This window comes from Diaphorobacter sp. LR2014-1 (genome assembly GCF_002916785.1).
Lineage (GTDB): Bacteria > Pseudomonadota > Gammaproteobacteria > Burkholderiales > Burkholderiaceae_C > Diaphorobacter > Diaphorobacter nitroreducens.
In genome coordinates, this window is record NZ_MTBE01000020.1 from 1 (window position 1) to 17668 (window position 17668).

The following is a 17668-nucleotide window of genomic DNA, read 5'->3' on the forward strand; positions in this document are numbered from 1 at the left end:
CCTTGAATTCTAACACGTTTTAAAAAGACCTGTCAAACTTTGTGGTCTTTCGACCTTTTCGCTAACTTCAACAACCCGCCGCTTTCGCAACAAGCCGCCCCAATCAGCGAAGCCTTGAATTATACACCGGTTTTAAACCCTAGATCAACTCAAAGCAGAGAATTTTTCAACTCCCCTTCGCTACACCCACATCACTTCCGAAGAACACCTCTGTAGTGCAGCAAGCCTCGCAGTATAGCCTGAAAAACGCCTTCGCAAATTGTTCCGCAGACTATGCCGTGGATAGCGCAGATTCAAGCGCGTCGATGAACAAGGCTGCGACGTCACAGCCCGTCTGATCGAAGATCTCTTGGAAGCACGTGGGACTTGTGACGTTGATTTCAGTGACGCAATCCCCAATAACATCCACCCCAGCGAGCAGCAGGCCCCGCTCCCGCAGCACTGAACCCAGTGCAGCGCCGATTTCCTGGTCGCGCGCGGTGAGAGGGCGCGCCACGCCCAGCCCGCCGGCCGCCAAGTTGCCGCGCACTTCGGAGCCCTGCGGGATGCGCGCCAGGCAATACGGGACCGGGGTACCGCCAATGACGAGGATGCGCTTGTCGCCCTCTGCGATCTCGGGCAGAAACTTCTGCACCATTACGCTCTGGCTGCCCTCGCGGTTGAGGGTCTCGATGATGCTTCCCAAATTCATACCGTCGGGACCGACCCGGAAGATGCCCATGCCGCCCATGCCGTCCAAGGGTTTGAGGATGATGTCGTGATGCTCCTCATGGAACCGGCGGATATCCCGCGCATCGCGCGTCACCAGCGTGGGGCCGATGAACTGCGGAAACTCCAGAATGGCCAGTTTTTCCGGATGGTCCCGCAAAGCACGCGGCTTGTTGAACACCCGAGCGCCTTCACGCTCGGCCTGCTCCAATAGGTGCGTGGCATAGAAATACTCACTGTCGAACGGAGGATCCTTGCGCATGAGCACGGCGCCGAAGTCCGCCAGTGCCGCCAAGCGGAGTTCGCCCGCAGTAAACCAGTTCTCCGCGTGGCCCGTAAGAGTGATGTCGCGCACCCGCGCCGTGACCCGACCACCGCGCAACCAGTGGATGTGCCGGGGCTCGCAGACCGCGAGCCGGTGGCCGCGGCGCTGCGCCTCGCGCATCATCGCGAAGGTCGTGTCCTTGTAGATCTTGAATTGCTCGATGGGGTCGGCGACGATGAGGAGATTCATGGAATGCACGGGCTGTATTGCAGAGGGCTATGCCCCTAGCGCGGCGCCTGGGGCGCGCGCGGGCGTCCATACTGTTGCACAAATAGCGCGATGCTGCCGGCGACCACCCCCCAAAACGCCGATCCGATCCCGACTATGGTGACACCGCTCAACGTCACCAGAAAAGTGATCAACGCCGCCTCCCGATGCGCTTCGGCCTGCAGCGCAGACGCTAGCCCTCCTCCGATGGCGCCCAACAGCGCCAGCCCAGCGATGGCCACCACCAGCTCCTGTGGAAACGCCGTCAGCAGCCCCGTGACCACCGCACCAAAGATGCCCACTGCGATGTACAGCAGCCCGCACGATGCGGCGGCGGTGTACCGCCGCGCGCGGTCGGGGTGCGCCTCGGGCCCCATGCAGATCGCTGCGGTGATGGCGCTGAAGTTGAGGGCAAAGGCGCCGAACGGTGCCAGCACCAGGGTGGCCAGGCCCGTCAGGGTGATCAGCCGCGACACCGGCAGTTGGTATCCGGTGGCCCGCATGACGGCCACACCCGGAAGGTTCTGCGACGCCATGGTCACGATGAACAGCGGCAGCGCCAGGCTCATGAGCGCCTGTAGGCTGAACTGCGGCGTGGTGAAGACCGGTGTGGCCAGCGCCCAGTGCACCGCGGACCAGCGCATCTGGCCATTGCCTGCGGCCCAGGCAACGCCTGCCACCAGCGTGAGCACAACCGCATAGCGGGGCAGCAGCCGCCGTGCAAACAAGTAGGACGCCAGCATGACCAGCACCAGCGGCAGCGCGGTCTGCACGGCTGCGAAGGCCTGCATGCCAAAGCGCGCCAGCACGCCAGCCAGCAGCGCCGACGCCAGTTCCATGGGAATACGGTTCATCACGCGCTCGAACCAACCCGTCACTCCGGCCAGGGTGATGAGCAAGGCGCACACCATGAAGGCGCCGACCGCCTCGCCCATACTGAAGCCCCCGGCCAGGCCGGCGGTGGCGAGCACCGCTGCACCGGGCGTGGACCAGGCCACCATGACCGGCTGGCGCAGGATGAGCGAGGGAATCAGCGAGCACAGTCCCATGCCCAGGCCCAGCGCCCACATCCAGGAGGTGATCTGCTCGGGCGTCGCCCCGAACGCCTGCGCCGCCTGGAACACGATGGCGACCGAACTGGTGAACCCTACCAGCACAGCCACGAAACCGGCGGTGAAGGCGGACAGGCTCAGGTCTTTGAAAAACTGCATGGCGGCGGATTGTGGCATTGCTCTTTGCGCAACCACTGTCCTGCTTCATCAAAATATATAGCTGCTCGCGCTTGCCAGCTAAGCGCCGGAGGCCAAAATCTTACAAACCCGCAGCCCAATCAGATCTCGACCTTGGAGCCCAACTCCACGACGGCGTTGCTGGGCAGGTGCAGGAAAGCCGCCACCCCGCTAGCGTTGTGGTGCATCTGCGCAAACAGCTTTTCGCGCCACGGCGCCATGCCGCTGCCGATGGTAGGCACGACCACGTCGCGCGAGAGGAAATAGCTGGTGCTCATGGTTTCCAGTTCGCAGCCGCGGCCGTGCATCAGGCGCAGCGCGCTGGGCAGGTCCAGTTCATTCTTGAAACCGTAGTTCACGGTGACCTGCCAGCAGTCGCCTCCCAACGGCGCCACCTGCAGGCGCTGGTCCAGGCCGATCCAGGGGGTCTCGTGGTAACGCACGGTGACGAACAGGTTCTGGCGGTGCAGCACCTTGTTGTGCTTGAGGTTGTGCAGCAGTGCATTGGGCACCACGCCCGCCTCGGCGCTCAGGAACACCGCCGTGCCGTCCACGCGCATGGGCGGGTTGGCCTGCACCGAGGCCAGGAAGTCCTGCAGGCCTATGGAGTCCTCGCGCAGCTTGTCGTTGAGTAACTCGCGTCCGCGCTTCCAGGTCATCATGAGCGTGAACACCAGCCCCCCGATCATCAGCGGGAACCAGCCCCCCTGCAGCAGCTTGAGCAGGTTGGAGCTGAAGAACGCCAGGTCCACGACAAAGAAGAAGCCCGTGGTGGCCACGCACAGCGCCAGCGGATAGCCCCAGCCGTAGCGGATCACGAAGAAGGTGAGCACCGTGGTGATCAGCATGTCCAGCGTCACCGCAATGCCATAGGCGGCCGCCAGGTTGCTGCTGTTGCGGAACATGACCACCGCCAACACGATGGCGACGAACAGACTCCAGTTCACAAACGGTAGATAGATCTGGCCCGTCTCGCGCACGCTGGTGTGCTGGATGTTCAGCCGCGGCAGGTAGCCCAGCTGGATGACCTGCTTGGTCACGCTGAACGCGCCGGTGATCAGCGCCTGCGACGCAATCACCGTGGCCATGGTGGCCAGCACCACCAACGGCACCAGCGCCCAGTCGGGCGCCATCATGTAAAACGGGTTCTTGACGGCGGATGGCTCGGCCAGCAGCAGCGCGCCCTGGCCGAAGTAGTTGATCGTGAGGGCCGGCATGGCCACGCTGAACCACGCCAGGCGGATGGGGCGCTTGCCGAAATGTCCCAGGTCGGCGTACAGCGCCTCTGCGCCGGTGACGCACAGCACCACCGCGCCCAGGATGATGAAGCTGATGCCCGGGTTGCCCAGGATGAAGCCCAGTGCATGGTGCGGGCTCAGGGCGCCGAGGATCTCTGGATGGCCCACGATGTGCGGCACGCCCAGGGCTGCGATCGTACAAAACCAGACCAGCGTCACCGGGCCGAAGTAGCGGCCCACCCCCGCCGTGCCGCGCTTTTGCACGGCGAACAGCCCGAACAGCACCACGAGCGTGAGCGGAATCACCGCCTTGCCGAAATGCGGCGACACCACCTCCAGGCCCTCGATGGCCGAAAGCACGGAGATCGCCGGCGTGATCACGCCGTCGCCATAGAACAGGGACGTGCCGAAGATGCCCAGGCCCAGCAGCCAGCCGCGCAGGCGCGGCCGGTCCTTCACCGCCTGCGACGCCAGCGCCAGCATGGCGATGAGGCCGCCTTCGCCATGGTTGTCCGCGCGCAGCACCAGCACCACATACTTGAGCGAGACGATCACGGTGAGCGTCCAGAACAGCACGGACAGCACGCCGTACACGTTGGCATGCGTGAAAGGCACATGGCCGGAGCCGAAGACCTCTTTGACCGCATACAGCACGCTGGTGCCGATGTCGCCATAGACGACGCCGATCGCGCCCAGGGTGAGCGCTGCTAACGACGATTTGGAAGTGTGCACGGTGAACAGGTCCGGGCTGCTGCCTCAGCGGCCACGGGGGATGCCAAAGGAGCGCCATTGTGCGCCGCCCCCGCTTCGGGCACATACGGGGTACCGCCTATGTTGCAATGCAGCAACTGCAGGGCGGCACATCCGGCGCATCAGTCGTACACCTCGGCCTCGGGGTCCGTGGCCTCCAGCTCGTAGCTGGCCGCGAGCATCGCCAAGCGGGCGATGACGCCGTACATGTAAAAGCGGTTGGGGGCACTGGCGCCCGGACGCGCACCGGGCTGCGGCAGATGGGTACTGTGCTCGAACGCCAGCGGCACGAAACTCGCGCCGGGGATGTTCAGGTTCTCATCCACGCCGCGTTCGGCATGCATGCGGTAGAACCCCCCGACCACGTAGCGGTCCATCATGTAGACCACCGGCTCGGCCACCGCTTCGTGCACGCGCTCCTGGGTGAGCACGCCCTCCTGCACGATCACGTCATGCACGACCTGGCCGTCCTTGATCACGGCCATCTTGTTCTTGGTCTTGCGGTTCAGCCCGTCCAGTTCCTTGGCGTCGCGCACCGTCATGATGCCCATGCCGTAGGTGCCGTTGTCGGCCTTGACGACCACGAACGGCTTTTCGTTGATGCCGTATTCCTTGTACTTGCGGCGCACCTTGGCCAGCGTGGCGTCCACGGCGCTGCGCAGCTCCTCCATGCCCGTGCCTTCGTTGAAGTCCACGCCCTCGCAGCGGCTGAACAGCGGATTGATGAGCCAGGGATCGATGCCCAGCATCTTGCCAAAGCGCTTGGCCACCTCCTCGTAGCTCTGGAAGTGGCGGCTCTTCCTGCGCACGCTCCAGCCCGCATGCAGCGGCGGCAGCAGGTACTGCTCGTACAGCTCCTCCAGAATGCCCGGCGGGCCGGCCGACAGGTCGTTGTTGAGCAAGATGGTGCAGGGGTCGAAGTTCTTCAGCCCCAGGCGGCGCTTGCTGCGGATCACCGGCTCCAGCGTCACGGTCTCGCCATGGGGCAGCGTGATGGTGGTGGTCTTCTTGATCTCGGGGCTGATGGAGCCCACGCGCACGTTCAGCCCGGCCATGTTGAAGATGCGCACCAGCTGCGCCACGTTCGCCAGGTAGAAGGTGTTGCGCGAATGGTTCTCGGGAATGATCAAGAGGTTGCGCGCTTCGGGGCAGATCTTTTCGATGGCCGCCATGGCCGCCTGCACCGCCAGCGGCAGCATTTCATTGGTGAGGTTGTTCCAGCCGCCCGGGAACAGGTTGGTGTCCACCGGCGCCAGCTTGAACCCCGCGTTGCGGATGTCCACCGACGAGTAGAACGGCGGCGTGTGTTCCATCCACTCCAGACGGAACCAGCGCTCGATGGCTGGCATGGAGTCGAGGATGCGCTGCTCCAACTCGTTGATTGGCCCGGTGAGCGCGGTGATGAGGTGGGGAACCATGAAGAGCCCTCAAATGGGAGACGGAAAGAGGTTGGCGACGATTGTAGGGAAGGCCCCGTGCGCCCTAGCGCCGCCAGAATGCGGGCGTGAGCAGGGCCATGAAGCTCAGGATCTCCAGGCGTCCCAGCAGCATGGCCAGCGTACAGACCCACAGCTGGAAGTCGGTGAGCACCGCGAAGTTGGAGGCCGGCCCCAGCATTCCCAGCCCCGGCCCCATGCAGTGCACGCTGGCCAGCACGGCCGAGAAGGCGGTCACCATGTCCAGGTCGGTCAGCAGCAGCACCATGCTCAGCGTGATCACTGTGGCGCCGTAGACCAGCATGAAGGCCAGCACCGAGAAGATCATGCGGTTGTCCACCACGCGGTCGCCCAGGCGCACGGGCTGCACCGCACGCGGGTGCACGATGCGCGTCATCTCGCGGCGCGCCTGCTTCAGCAGGATCAGCATGCGCACCATCTTGATGCCGCCGCCCGTGGACCCGGCGCTGGTGGCCACACCCGACAGCAGCAGCATGAACACGGGCGCGAACACCGGCCAGCCCAGGTAGTCGGTGGTGGCAAAGCCCGTGGTCGTGGCCACCGACACCACGTTGAACATGCCGTGGCGCAGCGCCTGCAGCGGGTCGTACACGCCCTTGGCCCACAGCAGCAACGCCACCAACAGCCCGCCGCCCAGCAGCGCGGTGATCGTGGCGCGCATCTCGGGGTCACGCCAGAAGCCCCGCCAGTTGCCCTTGCGCAGCGCGATGAAGTACAGCGCGAAGTTGCAGCTGGCGCACAGCATGAAAACCAGGGCGATGGTTTCCAGCAGCGGCGACTCGAAGTAGGCAAAGCTCGCATCGTGGGGCGACAACCCGCCCAGGCTGACGGTGGCGAACATGTGCATGATCGCGTCCGGCGGCGTCATGCCGCCCAGCCAGAACGCGAGCGCGCACACCAGCGAGAACACCACGTACACGCCCCACAGCCCCTTGGCCGTCTCGGTCATGCGCGGGGTGAGCTTGGTGTCTTTCACCGGGCCGGCAGCCTCGGCCTTGAAGAGCTGGCTGCCGCCCACCCCCAGCAGCGGCAGCACCGCCACCGCAAGAATCAGGATGCCCATGCCGCCGATCCACTGCATGAAGGTGCGCCACATGTTCACCGACAGGGGGAGCCGATCCAGCTCGGCCAGCACCGTGGCGCCGGTGGTGGTGAGGCCCGACACCGATTCGAAGTAGGCATGCGTGAACGACAGCGGCCGGCCGATGGCGTGCATCACCAGCAGCAGCGGCAGCGCCGCGAACAGCGGCAGGATTCCCCACACCACCGACACCAGCATCACGCCGTGGCGCGGCAGCAGCTCGCGCTTGTGCGCGCGCAGGCCGCCCCACAGCAGCGCGCTGGCCATGGATGTGACGGCGATGGCCGTGGCGTAGTGCTGCCACAGGCCCTCCCGCGCCCAGAGCGACGCCGCCAGCGGCACCCCCATGGACACGGCAAACAGTGCCAGCAGGGCACCGAGTACGCGCATGACGGGCAGGACGTCGGACATCGCGGCTCCTGCCGATCAGAAGAAGGTGGCGCTCACGCGGAACTGCTTTTCCACCTCGCGCACCAGCCGCTTGTGGGGCAGGAAGAACACCACGTGGTCGTTGCTCTCGATCACGGTGTGGCTGCGCGGAATGATGACCTGGGGTGGTGCGTCGGCCGGCGGCTCGCCACCGTCCTCGGGCAGGCCGCGCACGATCAGGCCCATGTGCACCTCGGCGGGCAGGTGGATCTCGCTGACCTTGCGGCCCACCACGCGCGAATTCTTGCGGTCGCCGCGGGCCACGATCTCCAGCGCCTCGGCCACGCCGCGGCGCAGGCTGTGCACGGCCTGCACGTCGCCGCGCCGCACATAGGCCAGCAGCTCGCCCAGCATGGCCTGCGCGGGCGACAGCGCAATATCGATCTGCGTGCCGTGCATCAGGTCGGCATAGGTGCGGCGGTTGATGAGCGCCAGCACGCGGCTCGCGCCCATGCGCTTGGCCAGCAGGCTGGCCATGATGTTGTCCTCGTCGTCGTCGGTGAGCGCCAGGAAGAGGTCCACCTCCTCGATGCTCTCGTCGCCCAGCAGGTCCTCGTCGGTGGCGTCGCCCTGCAGCACGAGGATGTCGGAGGGCAACTCGGCCGCCAGCGCCACGCAGCGCTCGGCACTTTCTTCCACCACCTTGATGTGAAAGCCCCCCCGCTGGGCCAACTGGCGCGCCAGCCGCAGGCCCACGCGCCCGCCGCCCGCGATCATGATGCGGCGCACGGGCCGCGCCGGGTGCCCATGGTGGCGGTGCAGCGCGGCCAGCACCTGCGGGATCTGCTCGCGCGCGGACAGCACGAACACCTCGTCACCCGGCTCCACGCGCGTGGCGCCGTCGCAGGGCAGGAAGCGGTCGGGCTCGTCGGGAAAGCGCCGGTAGATGGCCACGATGCGCATGGCAACGTCGGGCGCGGTTTCGCGCATGGTGGCGATGCGCATGCCCACCATGGGCGCGCCGGGGCGCGCGCGCACCGACACCAGGCAGGCGCGCCCGCCCGCGAATTCGCGCACCTGCAGCGCCTCGGGGTATTCCACCAGCTTGCCGATGTAGCGCGTGAGCGATTCCTCGGGGCAGATGACGCGGTCCACGCCAAAGCCCTCCTTGCCCAGCAGCGCCTGGTTGCGCTCCAGCTCCAGGCCCGACGAGCGCACGCGCGCGATGCGCGTGGGGATGTTGAACATCAGCTGCGCGACCTTGCAGCACACCAGGTTGGTCTCGTCCTGCGCGGCGCAGGCGATGAGCAGGTCGGTGTCGCGCGCGCCGGCCTCGGCCAGCACCTGGGGGTCGATGCCGTTGCCCACCACCCCGCGCAGGTCAAACCGCGCCTCCAGGTCGCGCAGCCGCTCGGCGTCGGTGTCGATGACGGTGATGTCGTTCTTCTCCGACACCAGGCTGTCGGCCACGCTGTAGCCCACGCGCCCCGCTCCCAGGATGATGATCTTCATGCGAAATTGGCCTCAATCCCAATGTTGGCGGGCGTCAGCAGCTATCAAACTAGCAGCAACCCCATCAAGTCCGCACCTCACCCTCACCCAACACCACCCACTTGAGCGACGTCAGGCCCTCGATGCCCACCGGGCCGCGCGCGTGGAACTTGTCGGTGCTGATGCCGATCTCGGCGCCCAGCCCGTACTCGAAGCCGTCGGCAAAGCGCGTGCTGGCATTGACCATCACGCTGGCGGAATCCACGTCGCGCAGGAACTGCTGTGCGTGCATGTGGTCGCGCGTGAGGATCGCGTCCGTGTGGTGGCTGCCGTAGCGGTTGATGTGCGCGATGGCCTCTTCCACGCCTGCCACCACCTTCACGCTGATGATGGGGGCCAGGTATTCCTCGCTCCAGTCGGCCTCGGTGGCCTCGACCAGCTGCACGCCCGGAACGGCGCGCAATATGGCCAGCGCCTCGGGGCAGCCGCGCATCTCCACGCCCTTGGCGGCGTAGACGGCGCCGATCTGCGGGAGGAATTGCGCTGCCACGCCGCGCGCCACCAGCAGGCCCTCGCTGGCGTTGCACGGGCTGTACTTCTGCGTCTTGGCGTTGTCGGCCACCTGCACGGCCATGGCGATGTCGCACGGGTCGTCCACATAGGTGTGGCAGTTGCCGTCCAGGTGCTTGATCACGGGCACCTTGGCCTCGGCGCTGATGCGCTCGATCAGCCCCTTGCCGCCGCGCGGGATGATCACGTCCACGTATTGCGGCATGGCGATGAGCTGGCCCACGGCGGCGCGGTCGGTGGTCTGCACCAGTTGCACGCCGTGCTCGGGCAGGCCGGCCTCGGCCAGCGCCTGGGCCACGAGGCGCGCCAGCGCCTTGTTGGAGTCGATGGCCTCGGAGCCGCCGCGCAGGATGCAGGCGTTGCCGCTCTTGATGGACAGGCTCGCGGCCTCGATGGTCACGTTGGGCCGGCTCTCGTAGATCATGCCGAACACGCCGATCGGCACGCGCATCTGCCCCACGCGGATGCCGCTGGGCTGCTGCTTCATGCCCTGGATCTCGCCAATGATGTCCGGCATGGCCGCCAGCTGCTCGCAGCCCTGGGCGCAGGTCTCCAGCACCTTGGGGGTCAGCTTGAGGCGGTCCACCATGGGTTCGGCCAGGCCGGCGGCGCGCGCGCGCTCCAGGTCGCGGGCATTGTCCCCCTGCAGGACGTCCACGTTCTGGCGCAGCAACCGCGCCAGGGCCAGCAATGCCTTGTTTTTGATAGCTGCCGGCGCGCGCGCCATTTGGGCGGAAGCCGTTTTTGCCTGCAAACCAAGCGTGTGCGTGTATTCAGCGATGTTCAGCGCGTTCATGGGCGTGATTCTGACGCAGTTCACCGCCGCCACGCTGGCCGGGGGACTCCGGCTACGCTTGAGGCCTTTGCCACCCTCCGTGCCCTCGCCATGACCGCCGAACTCGCCACCCACCAGCTCGACAACCTGCAGGCCGACCTGCACGCCCTGCGCGAGCAGCGCATCAGCAACCACGCCTTCAGCGCCGCCGCGCGCGGCCACGCCGTGCTGCTGGCCGCCCTGCCACCGCGCTATGGCGAGGTGCTGCTGGGCCTGTTGGACCGGCTGGAGGCCGGCGCGCTGTTCACCGAGGAGAGCTGCTCCTTCAGCCACCAGGCACTGGTGGACCAACTGCAGCAGTGGGCGGACAAGGCGCGTGCGGCGTTGGTCGCCCAAAACTCCTGAATCAATAGCTACTAGCGCTTATCCCATGAGCGCTAGAGCCATATTTTCCTTGCGATCTCAGCGCGCCAGCTTGCACATCTGCAGCGCCAGCCGCGAGAGCGCCTGCCAGCCGTCCTGTGGCCAGTCGGGCGCCTTCAGGCCCTTGACGATGCCGTCCACCGTGTGGGCGGACTGCAGCAGCCGCGCCAGGGCGGCGTCGCTGGCCTGGGGCAGCAGGCGCTCGAACAACCGCTCCTTCGCGCCCCAGACGCGGTTCTCGCGCAGGGCCATGGGCAGGGGCTTGCCGGCATTCATGGCGTCTTTCACGCGCTTGAGGGCGCGGATGTCCTCGGCCAGCGCCCAGTGCACCAGCACCTCGGCCTCGCCCTCGGCCTGCAGGCCGTCCAGCATGCGCTGCACGCGCGCCACCTGGCCGGAGAGCACCGCCTCGGACAGCTTGAACACGTCGTAGCGCGCCACGTTGAGCACGGCGGCTTCGACCTGCGCCCAGGTGAGTTCCCCCTCGGGGTGCAGCAATGCGAGCTTCTGGATCTCCTGGTGCGCGGCCAGCAGGTTGCCCTCCACCCGGTCGGCGAAGAACTGCAGCGTGCGCTGCCCCTCTTCGCCCGCGACCACGCGCTGGCCTTGCGCGGCCAGGCGCTGGGCGATCCAGCCGGGCAGCTGGGCGCGCTCCACGGGGTCGATCTGCACCGTGGCGCCGTGCGCTTCGAGCGCTGCGAACCACGCGCCCGTGCGCGTGGCCTTGTCCAGGCGCGGCAGCACCACCACGGTGAGCGTGCTGTCGTTGCCCGGCGCGGCGGCAGCCATCTGCTGCAGCGCGGCGGCGCCGTCCTTGCCGGGCTTGCCCGAGGGGATGCGGATCTCCACGATCTGCTTGTCGGCGAACAGGCTCAACGACCCGCCCGCGGCCAGCACACCGCTCCAGTCGAAATGCGCGCCGGCCACGGTGAAGCTGCTGCGCTCGGTATAGCCCTGCGCACGTGCCGCGGCGCGGATGGCGTCCAGCGCCTCCTGCTGCAACAGCGCCTCGTCGCCGTGCAGTGTGTAGAGCGGGCGCAGGCCTTTGTGCAGCTGCGCACCGAGCTGGTTCAAAGCGATTTGCATGCGGCCTGTTCTAGTAACAAATATGCCGCTAGCGCCCGTGCAGCAAGCGCAAACAGCTATTAAATAAGGAGCGTTACAGCGATTTCACTGCCGCCAGGCGGCGCATCAGCTGTTGCACGAGGTCGGTGCGCATGTTGCGAAACAGCATGGCCTCCTCGCCTTCCTTGGAAAGGGCGACGGTTTCGTTGTAGCTGATGTCGCGCTGTTGCAGCAGCTCGGTGTCGGCGATCCATTCCTGGCCTTGCTGGCCGCGCAGGCGGATGCGCACGCGCTGGCGCAGCTGCAGCTCGCGCACCTGGCCCGAGGCGTTCAGGCCCACCACCACGCGCTCCTGCTGCTCGGACAGCACGTCCAGAATCGCCTCGGCCTGGGGCAGCTGCGCGGGCGCCGTCAGCACCACGAGGTCCCCGCCCGCCCCCTGCAGCGTGCGGATCAGCTCGCGTGCCAGCGGCGAGCCGGGCTGCGCCTGCACGTACAGGGACCGGAAGGCGAACTGCGGCGCGCCGCGCAGGCGAAAGCCGCAGGCGGTGAGGGCGGCCAGCGGCGCCAGGGCCGCGGCGGTGAGCAGGGTGCGCTTGTGCATGGCGGAAGGGCTCTCAGACGACGACGTTGACCAGACGGCCGGGCACGATGATGACCTTCTTGGGCGCCTTGCCCTCGGCGAACTTCTGGAAGTCCTCGCTCGCCAGGGCCGCCTGCTCGATGGCAGCCTTGTCGGCCGAGGCGGCCACGCGGATCGCGCCGCGCAGCTTGCCGTTGACCTGCAGCATCAGCTCCAGCTCGTCCTGCACCAGGGCGTCGGGGGCCACCTGGGGCCAGGCGGCGTCCAGCAGGTCGCCCAGGGTGCCCGCGTAGCCCAGCTCGTCCCACAGCACATGGGCGATGTGCGGCGTGGCCGGGTACAGCACGCGCAGCAGGATGCCGAAGCCCTCGATCAGCGCCACCTGGGCGCCGGCGCTGTCCGTGGCCTTGAAGTCCTCCAGCGCGTTGATCATCTTCATGGCGCCGGAGACCACGGTGTTGTACTGCATGCGCTGGTAGTCGTAGTCCACCTGCTTGAGCACGGTGTGGATCTCCAGGCGCAGCGCCTTGGCTTCCTTGCCGAACTGCACGTCCTTCAGGCTGGCGGCGCCCGCCACGCTGGCCAGGGCCGCGTCCTTGTCAATGGCGGAGAGCTTCACGCCGAAGTTCCACACGCGGCGCAGGAAGCGGTAGCTGCCTTCCACGGCGGCGTCGTTCCACTCCAGCGTCAGCTCGGGCGGCGCGGTGAACATGGTGTACAGGCGCGCGGTGTCGGCGCCGTACTTCTCGATGAGCTGCTGCGGGTCCACGCCGTTGTTCTTGGACTTGGACATCGTGCCCACGCCCTCGTAGTCGATGGGCGTGCCCACGGGCAGCAGGCCGTCGCCGCTCTCGGCGGGGTTCTTGAGCTTGGCGCCAACGATCTTGCCGGCCTCGTCGTAGACGTGCTCGACGTCGTGCGGCCAGAAGTAGTCCTTGGCGCCCTTGGCCGTGCGGCGGCTGTAGATGTGGTTCAGCACCATGCCTTGCGTGAGCAGCTTGGTGAAGGGCTCGTCCACCTTCACCAGCCCCAGGTCACGCATCACCTTGGTCCAGAAGCGCGCATACAGCAGGTGCAGGATGGCGTGTTCGATGCCGCCGATGTACTGGTCCATGCCGCTGCCGCCGGTGGCGGCCTTCTGGTCGCGCATCCAGTAGTCGGTGCCGCCCGCCACCATGGCGTCGCGGTTCTTCGGGTCGCAGTAGCGCATGAAGTACCAGGACGAGTCCACGAAGGTGTCCATGGTGTCGGTCTCGCGGCGCGCGGGCTTGCCGCAGCAGGGGCAGTCCACCTTCAGGAAGGCCTCGCACTTGGCCAGCGGGTTGCCGCTGCCGTCGGGCACCAGGTCCTGTGGCAGCACCACGGGCAGGTCCTTCTCGGGCACGGGCACGGCGCCGCAGCTCTCGCAGTGGATGATGGGGATCGGCGTGCCCCAGTAGCGCTGGCGGCTGATGCCCCAGTCGCGCAGGCGCCAGGTGGTCTTCAGCTCGCCCAGGCCCTTGGCGGCCAGCGCATGGGCCACGGCGGCCACGGCGTCCTGGTACGACAGGCCGCTGAAGTTGTCGGAATTGATGGTGACGCCGCGCTCCTTGTCACCGTACCAGTCCTGCCACTGGTGGAAGTCGAAGGTCTCGCCGTCCACAAGCACCACTTGCTTGATGGGCAGCTGGTACTTGAGCGCGAAGGCAAAGTCGCGCTCGTCGTGCGCGGGCACACCCATCACGGCGCCGTCGCCGTAGCTCATGAGCACGTAGTTGCCCACCCACACCTCGACCTGCTCGCCGGTGAGCGGATGGGTGACGAACAGGCCCGTGGGCATGCCCTCTTTTTCCTTCAGGGCCAGCTCGGCCTCGGTCGTGCCGCCCTTCTTGCATTCCTCGATGAAGGCCGCCAGCGGGGCGTTGGACGCCGCGGCGTGCTGGGCCAGCGGGTGCTCGGGCGCGACGGCGCAGAACGTCACGCCCATGATGGTGTCGGCGCGCGTGGTGAACACGTACAGCTTGCCGTCCTGGATCCGCTCGCCCGCGGCGTTGCGGATGTCGTGCGGGAACGCAAAGCGCACGCCCGCCGACTTGCCGATCCAGTTCTCCTGCATCAGCCGCACCTTGTCGGGCCAGCCGGTCAGCGTGGCCTTCTCGTTGCCGATCTGCACATGGTCCAGCAGCTCCTGCGCGTAGTCGGTGATCTTCAGGTAGTAGCCGGGGATCTCGCGCTTTTCCACCAGCGCGCCGGTGCGCCAGCCGCGCCCGTCGATCACCTGCTCGTTGGCCAGCACGGTCTGGTCCACCGGGTCCCAATTCACGACCTGGGTCTTGCGGTAGGCGATGCCCTTGTCCAGCATCTTCAAAAACAGCCACTGGTTCCACTTGTAGTAGTCGGGGTCGCAGGTGGCGATCTCGCGGCTCCAGTCGATGGCCAGCCCCATCGCCTGCATCTGCTTCTTCATGTAGGCGATGTTGTCGTAGGTCCACTGCGCGGGCGGCACGCCGTTCTTGAGGGCGGCGTTCTCGGCCGGCAGGCCGAAGGCATCCCAGCCCATGGGCATGAGGACGTTGTGGCCCTTCATGCGCAGGCTGCGCGTGAGCATGTCATTGATGGTGTAGTTGCGCACATGGCCCATGTGCAGCTTGCCGCTGGGATAGGGCAGCATGGAGCAGGCGTAGAACTTGGGCTTGGCCTGGTCCTCGGTCACGCGGTAGGCGTCGTTGGCATTCCAGTGGGCATGCGCGGCGCGCTCCACCTCGGTGTGGTTGTATTTGTCTTGCATGGAAGCTGGGAAAAGGGGAACCGCGCACCTGCGCAGTGGTCACAATGGGCTGTACTGCGCCCAATTCTAGGCGTTCATCCCCCCATCCCCTGCATGGCCGCCCCGCCTGGGTCGGCTGTTTCCTGCATTTCTGGAAAGTCGTCTTGCCTGTGTCCGCGCCCCCGCTGATTGCCGATCTGGATCCTTGGCTGCAGGCCGCCCTGGGCCTGTGCGGCCTGGTGCTGCTGGCCTTCGCCCTCCAGTCCGTCGCCCAGTACGTGCTGCTGAACACCGTGCCGCGCCTGCGCGAACGCGTGGGCGCGCGCTGGGCGCGGGTGTTCTGGCACGACCAGGTGTTGCGGCGTCTGGCGCATGTGGCACCGTCGCTCGTCATCCAGGCAGGCATCGGCGCCGTGCCCCATGTGCACCCCGTGGCGGCCGCAGTGATCGGCAACGTGGCCGTGGCGCTCACCGTGCTGCAGCTGGTGCGGACGCTGATCGCGCTGCTGGACGCCGTGCTGCACGAGCATGAGCAGGCCCCGGACGGCGTGCCCACGGCCACGCGCTCGATCAAGAGCTATGTGCAGCTGGGCAAGCTGCTGCTGGCGCTGGTGGGCACCATCGTCATCGTGGCGGCGCTGGTGGACCGATCGCCGCTGATCCTGCTGTCCGGCCTGGGCGCCATGTCGGCGGTGCTGATGCTGGTGTTCAAGGACACCATTCTCTCGTTCACCGCGGGCGTGCAACTGTCGTCCAACGACATGCTGCGCGTGGGCGACTGGATCGAGATGCCCCAGGTGGGCGCGGACGGCTTCGTGGTGGACATCGCACTGCACACCGTGAAGGTGCAGAACTGGGACAAGACCATCACCACCATCCCCACCTGGCGGCTGATGAGCGAGAGCTTCAAGAACTGGCGCGGCATGTTCAGCTCGGGCGGGCGGCGCATCCGCCGCGCGTTGCGGCTGGACACGAACTCGATCCGCTTTCTCACCGAGGCGGAGATCGAGCGCCTGTCGCGCATCGCGCTGCTGCGCCCCTACCTGGAAGGCAAGCTGCGCGACGTGCAGCAGACCAACGCCGCCCTGCAGGCGCAGCTGGGTGCACAGGCGCTGGAGCCCGCCAACCAGCGCCGCCTGACCAACATCGGTACCTTCCGCGCCTACTGCGAGGCCTATGTGCGCGCGCACCCGCGCATCCACCAGCAGATGCTGCTCATCGTGCGCACGCTGGAGCCCACGGCCGAGGGGGTGCCGCTGGAGCTGTACTGCTTCACAGCCACCACCGCCTGGGTGGAGTACGAAGCCATCCAGGGCGACATCTTCGACCACCTGATCGCCGTGCTGCCGGAGTTCGGCCTGCACCTGTTCCAGAGCCCCACGGGCAACGACATCCGCGCGGGACTGCGCCCCGGCGCCCCAACAGCCATGGCCGCATTGCCATAAAAACAAGAGCTGCCAGCGCTTGCCAGCTGGCGTTCTCAGCTCCTTTTCTACCGCAAACACCCGCACATCAAGCGCGAGCAGCTCCTATTTTTGAGTGCCTTGCTCGGCCCCATCGGTGGGCTGCGTGACGAAACCAATGCGCTGCAGGCCCGCCGCATGGGCAGCCCCCATCACCTCCACCACGCGGCCGTAGGGCACGGCGGTATCGGCGCGCAGTTGCACCTCGGTGTCCGGCGCCTCGGCGGCAATCTGGCGCAGGCGCTGCGCCAGCGCATCGGCGCCCACGGGCTCATCGTCCAGGTAGGCCTGGCCGGCGGTGTCCACCACCAGCATCACGGCATGCGCGGGCGTGCCCGGCTGTGCGCCTTCGGCGCGCGGCAGCTCCAGCCGGATGCTGCTGGCCAGCAGCGGCGCAGTCAGGATGAAGATCACCACCAGCACCAGCATCACGTCCACCAGCGGTGTGACGTTGATCTCGCTCATGGGCTGCGGGCCCGGGGTGCGCTCCAGTCGGCCGAATGCCATGGCGTTTACCGGCCCTAGTCGGCGGCGTTGGTGTCGATGACCAGCTCGCGCAGGTCGCGGGCAAAGCCTTCGAGGTCGGCCTCGATGCGGCCGATGACACGCCCGAACCAGTTGTAGGCCAGCACGGCGGGGATCGCCACCGTGAGGCCCGCGGCCGTCATGATGAGCGCTTCGCCCACCGGGCCGGCGACGCGCTCGATGCTGATCTGCCCCGCGCCGGCCATGGCCGTGAGCGCATGGTAGATGCCCCACACCGTGCCCAGCAGCCCCACGAACGGCGCCGTGGAGCCCACGGTGGCCAGCAGCACCTGGCCGAACTGCAGCTTGCCCAGCACGCCATGCAGCGCATCGCGCAACACGCGCGTGAGCCGCTGCGACAGGCCGCCCTGCCCGGCCAGCGTGGCCGCGCCGGCCTGCTCCACCTGCTGCGCGGCACGCACCAGCGGCAGCACCAGCCCTTCACGGTCAAAGGCGGGCAGACGCTCGGCCGCCACGGCCAGCGACGGCGCCTGCCAGAACGCGGCCGTGCTGCGCGGCACGTCCACATGGGCGCGCCGCATCAGGCGCAGCTTCCAGAAAATCACCACCCAGCTGGCAACCGACATGGCCAGCAGCAGCAGTGCCGACGCCTGCGTGACCGCATCACCCTGACGCAACCAGTGCAGGCTGTCCATGGGCAGC

At 67.0% G+C, this 17668-nt stretch carries 14 protein-coding genes; 2 read left to right on the forward strand and 12 right to left on the reverse strand.

The window, feature by feature from the left end; genetic code table 11:
* Positions 1 to 271: 271 nt before the first annotated feature.
* The 7 genes from gshB to BV908_RS13830 all read right to left on the reverse strand — a co-directional run bounded on the left by gshB (position 272) and on the right by BV908_RS13830 (position 10221).
* Positions 272 to 1222 carry a glutathione synthase gene (gene gshB, locus BV908_RS13800; RefSeq protein ID WP_103738453.1) on the reverse strand — a complete coding sequence of 317 codons (951 nt, stop codon included), beginning with the start codon at positions 1220 to 1222 and terminating at the stop codon, positions 272 to 274.
* 35 nt (positions 1223 to 1257) lie between these two features.
* Entirely contained in the window at positions 1258 to 2451 is a 1194-nt protein-coding gene (locus tag BV908_RS13805) for a benzoate/H(+) symporter BenE family transporter (RefSeq protein WP_103738490.1), read from the reverse strand.
* Positions 2452 to 2570: 119 nt separating this feature from the next.
* Positions 2571 to 4439, reverse strand: coding sequence for a potassium transporter Kup (locus tag BV908_RS13810; RefSeq protein ID WP_103738454.1), 1869 nt, complete (start codon positions 4437 to 4439; stop codon positions 2571 to 2573).
* A gap of 140 nt (positions 4440 to 4579) precedes the next feature.
* Positions 4580 to 5875 (reverse strand): glutamate--cysteine ligase, encoded by a 1296-nt coding sequence (gene gshA, locus BV908_RS13815; protein ID WP_011806996.1) that lies wholly within the window; start codon positions 5873 to 5875, stop codon positions 4580 to 4582.
* A 64-nt stretch (positions 5876 to 5939) separates the two neighbouring features.
* On the reverse strand, positions 5940 to 7406 hold the full coding sequence (locus tag BV908_RS13820) for a potassium transporter TrkG (RefSeq protein WP_103738455.1): 1467 nt from the start codon (positions 7404 to 7406) through the stop codon (positions 5940 to 5942).
* Positions 7407 to 7421: 15 nt separating this feature from the next.
* Complete coding sequence (trkA, locus tag BV908_RS13825) at positions 7422 to 8876, reverse strand: Trk system potassium transporter TrkA (RefSeq protein WP_088888197.1); 1455 nt, start codon at positions 8874 to 8876, stop codon at positions 7422 to 7424.
* A 64-nt stretch (positions 8877 to 8940) separates the two neighbouring features.
* Positions 8941 to 10221: a glutamate-5-semialdehyde dehydrogenase gene (locus BV908_RS13830; RefSeq protein WP_103738456.1), complete on the reverse strand. Its 1281-nt coding sequence runs from the start codon at positions 10219 to 10221 to the stop codon at positions 8941 to 8943.
* 90 nt (positions 10222 to 10311) lie between these two features.
* Here BV908_RS13830 and BV908_RS13835 point away from each other — a divergent pair, with 90 nt between their 5' ends.
* Positions 10312 to 10605: a hypothetical protein gene (locus tag BV908_RS13835; protein WP_015914502.1), complete on the forward strand. Its 294-nt coding sequence runs from the start codon at positions 10312 to 10314 to the stop codon at positions 10603 to 10605.
* A 57-nt stretch (positions 10606 to 10662) separates the two neighbouring features.
* On the opposite strand, the gene holA is transcribed toward BV908_RS13835, so the two are convergent.
* From holA to leuS, 3 genes are all read right to left on the reverse strand, one after another.
* The gene (gene holA, locus BV908_RS13840) at positions 10663 to 11709 is read right to left on the reverse strand and encodes a DNA polymerase III subunit delta (RefSeq protein WP_011807001.1); all 1047 of its coding nucleotides are present in this window, start codon (positions 11707 to 11709) and stop codon (positions 10663 to 10665) included.
* A gap of 73 nt (positions 11710 to 11782) precedes the next feature.
* Complete coding sequence (lptE, locus tag BV908_RS13845) at positions 11783 to 12292, reverse strand: LPS assembly lipoprotein LptE (RefSeq protein WP_011807002.1); 510 nt, start codon at positions 12290 to 12292, stop codon at positions 11783 to 11785.
* Between the two features lie 13 nt (positions 12293 to 12305).
* Positions 12306 to 15038: a leucine--tRNA ligase gene (leuS, locus tag BV908_RS13850; protein WP_103738457.1), complete on the reverse strand. Its 2733-nt coding sequence runs from the start codon at positions 15036 to 15038 to the stop codon at positions 12306 to 12308.
* Between the two features lie 143 nt (positions 15039 to 15181).
* Here leuS and BV908_RS13855 point away from each other — a divergent pair, with 143 nt between their 5' ends.
* Complete coding sequence (locus tag BV908_RS13855) at positions 15182 to 16462, forward strand: mechanosensitive ion channel domain-containing protein (protein WP_103738458.1); 1281 nt, start codon at positions 15182 to 15184, stop codon at positions 16460 to 16462.
* 84 nt (positions 16463 to 16546) lie between these two features.
* Here BV908_RS13855 and BV908_RS13860 read toward each other — a convergent pair whose 3' ends face one another.
* Positions 16547 to 16987, reverse strand: a complete 441-nt coding sequence (locus BV908_RS13860) for a biopolymer transporter ExbD (RefSeq protein WP_011807005.1) — start codon at positions 16985 to 16987, stop codon at positions 16547 to 16549.
* A 14-nt stretch (positions 16988 to 17001) separates the two neighbouring features.
* Positions 17002 to 17661 carry a MotA/TolQ/ExbB proton channel family protein gene (locus BV908_RS13865; protein WP_103738459.1) on the reverse strand — a complete coding sequence of 220 codons (660 nt, stop codon included), beginning with the start codon at positions 17659 to 17661 and terminating at the stop codon, positions 17002 to 17004.
* Between the last annotated feature and the right edge of the window lie 7 nt (positions 17662 to 17668).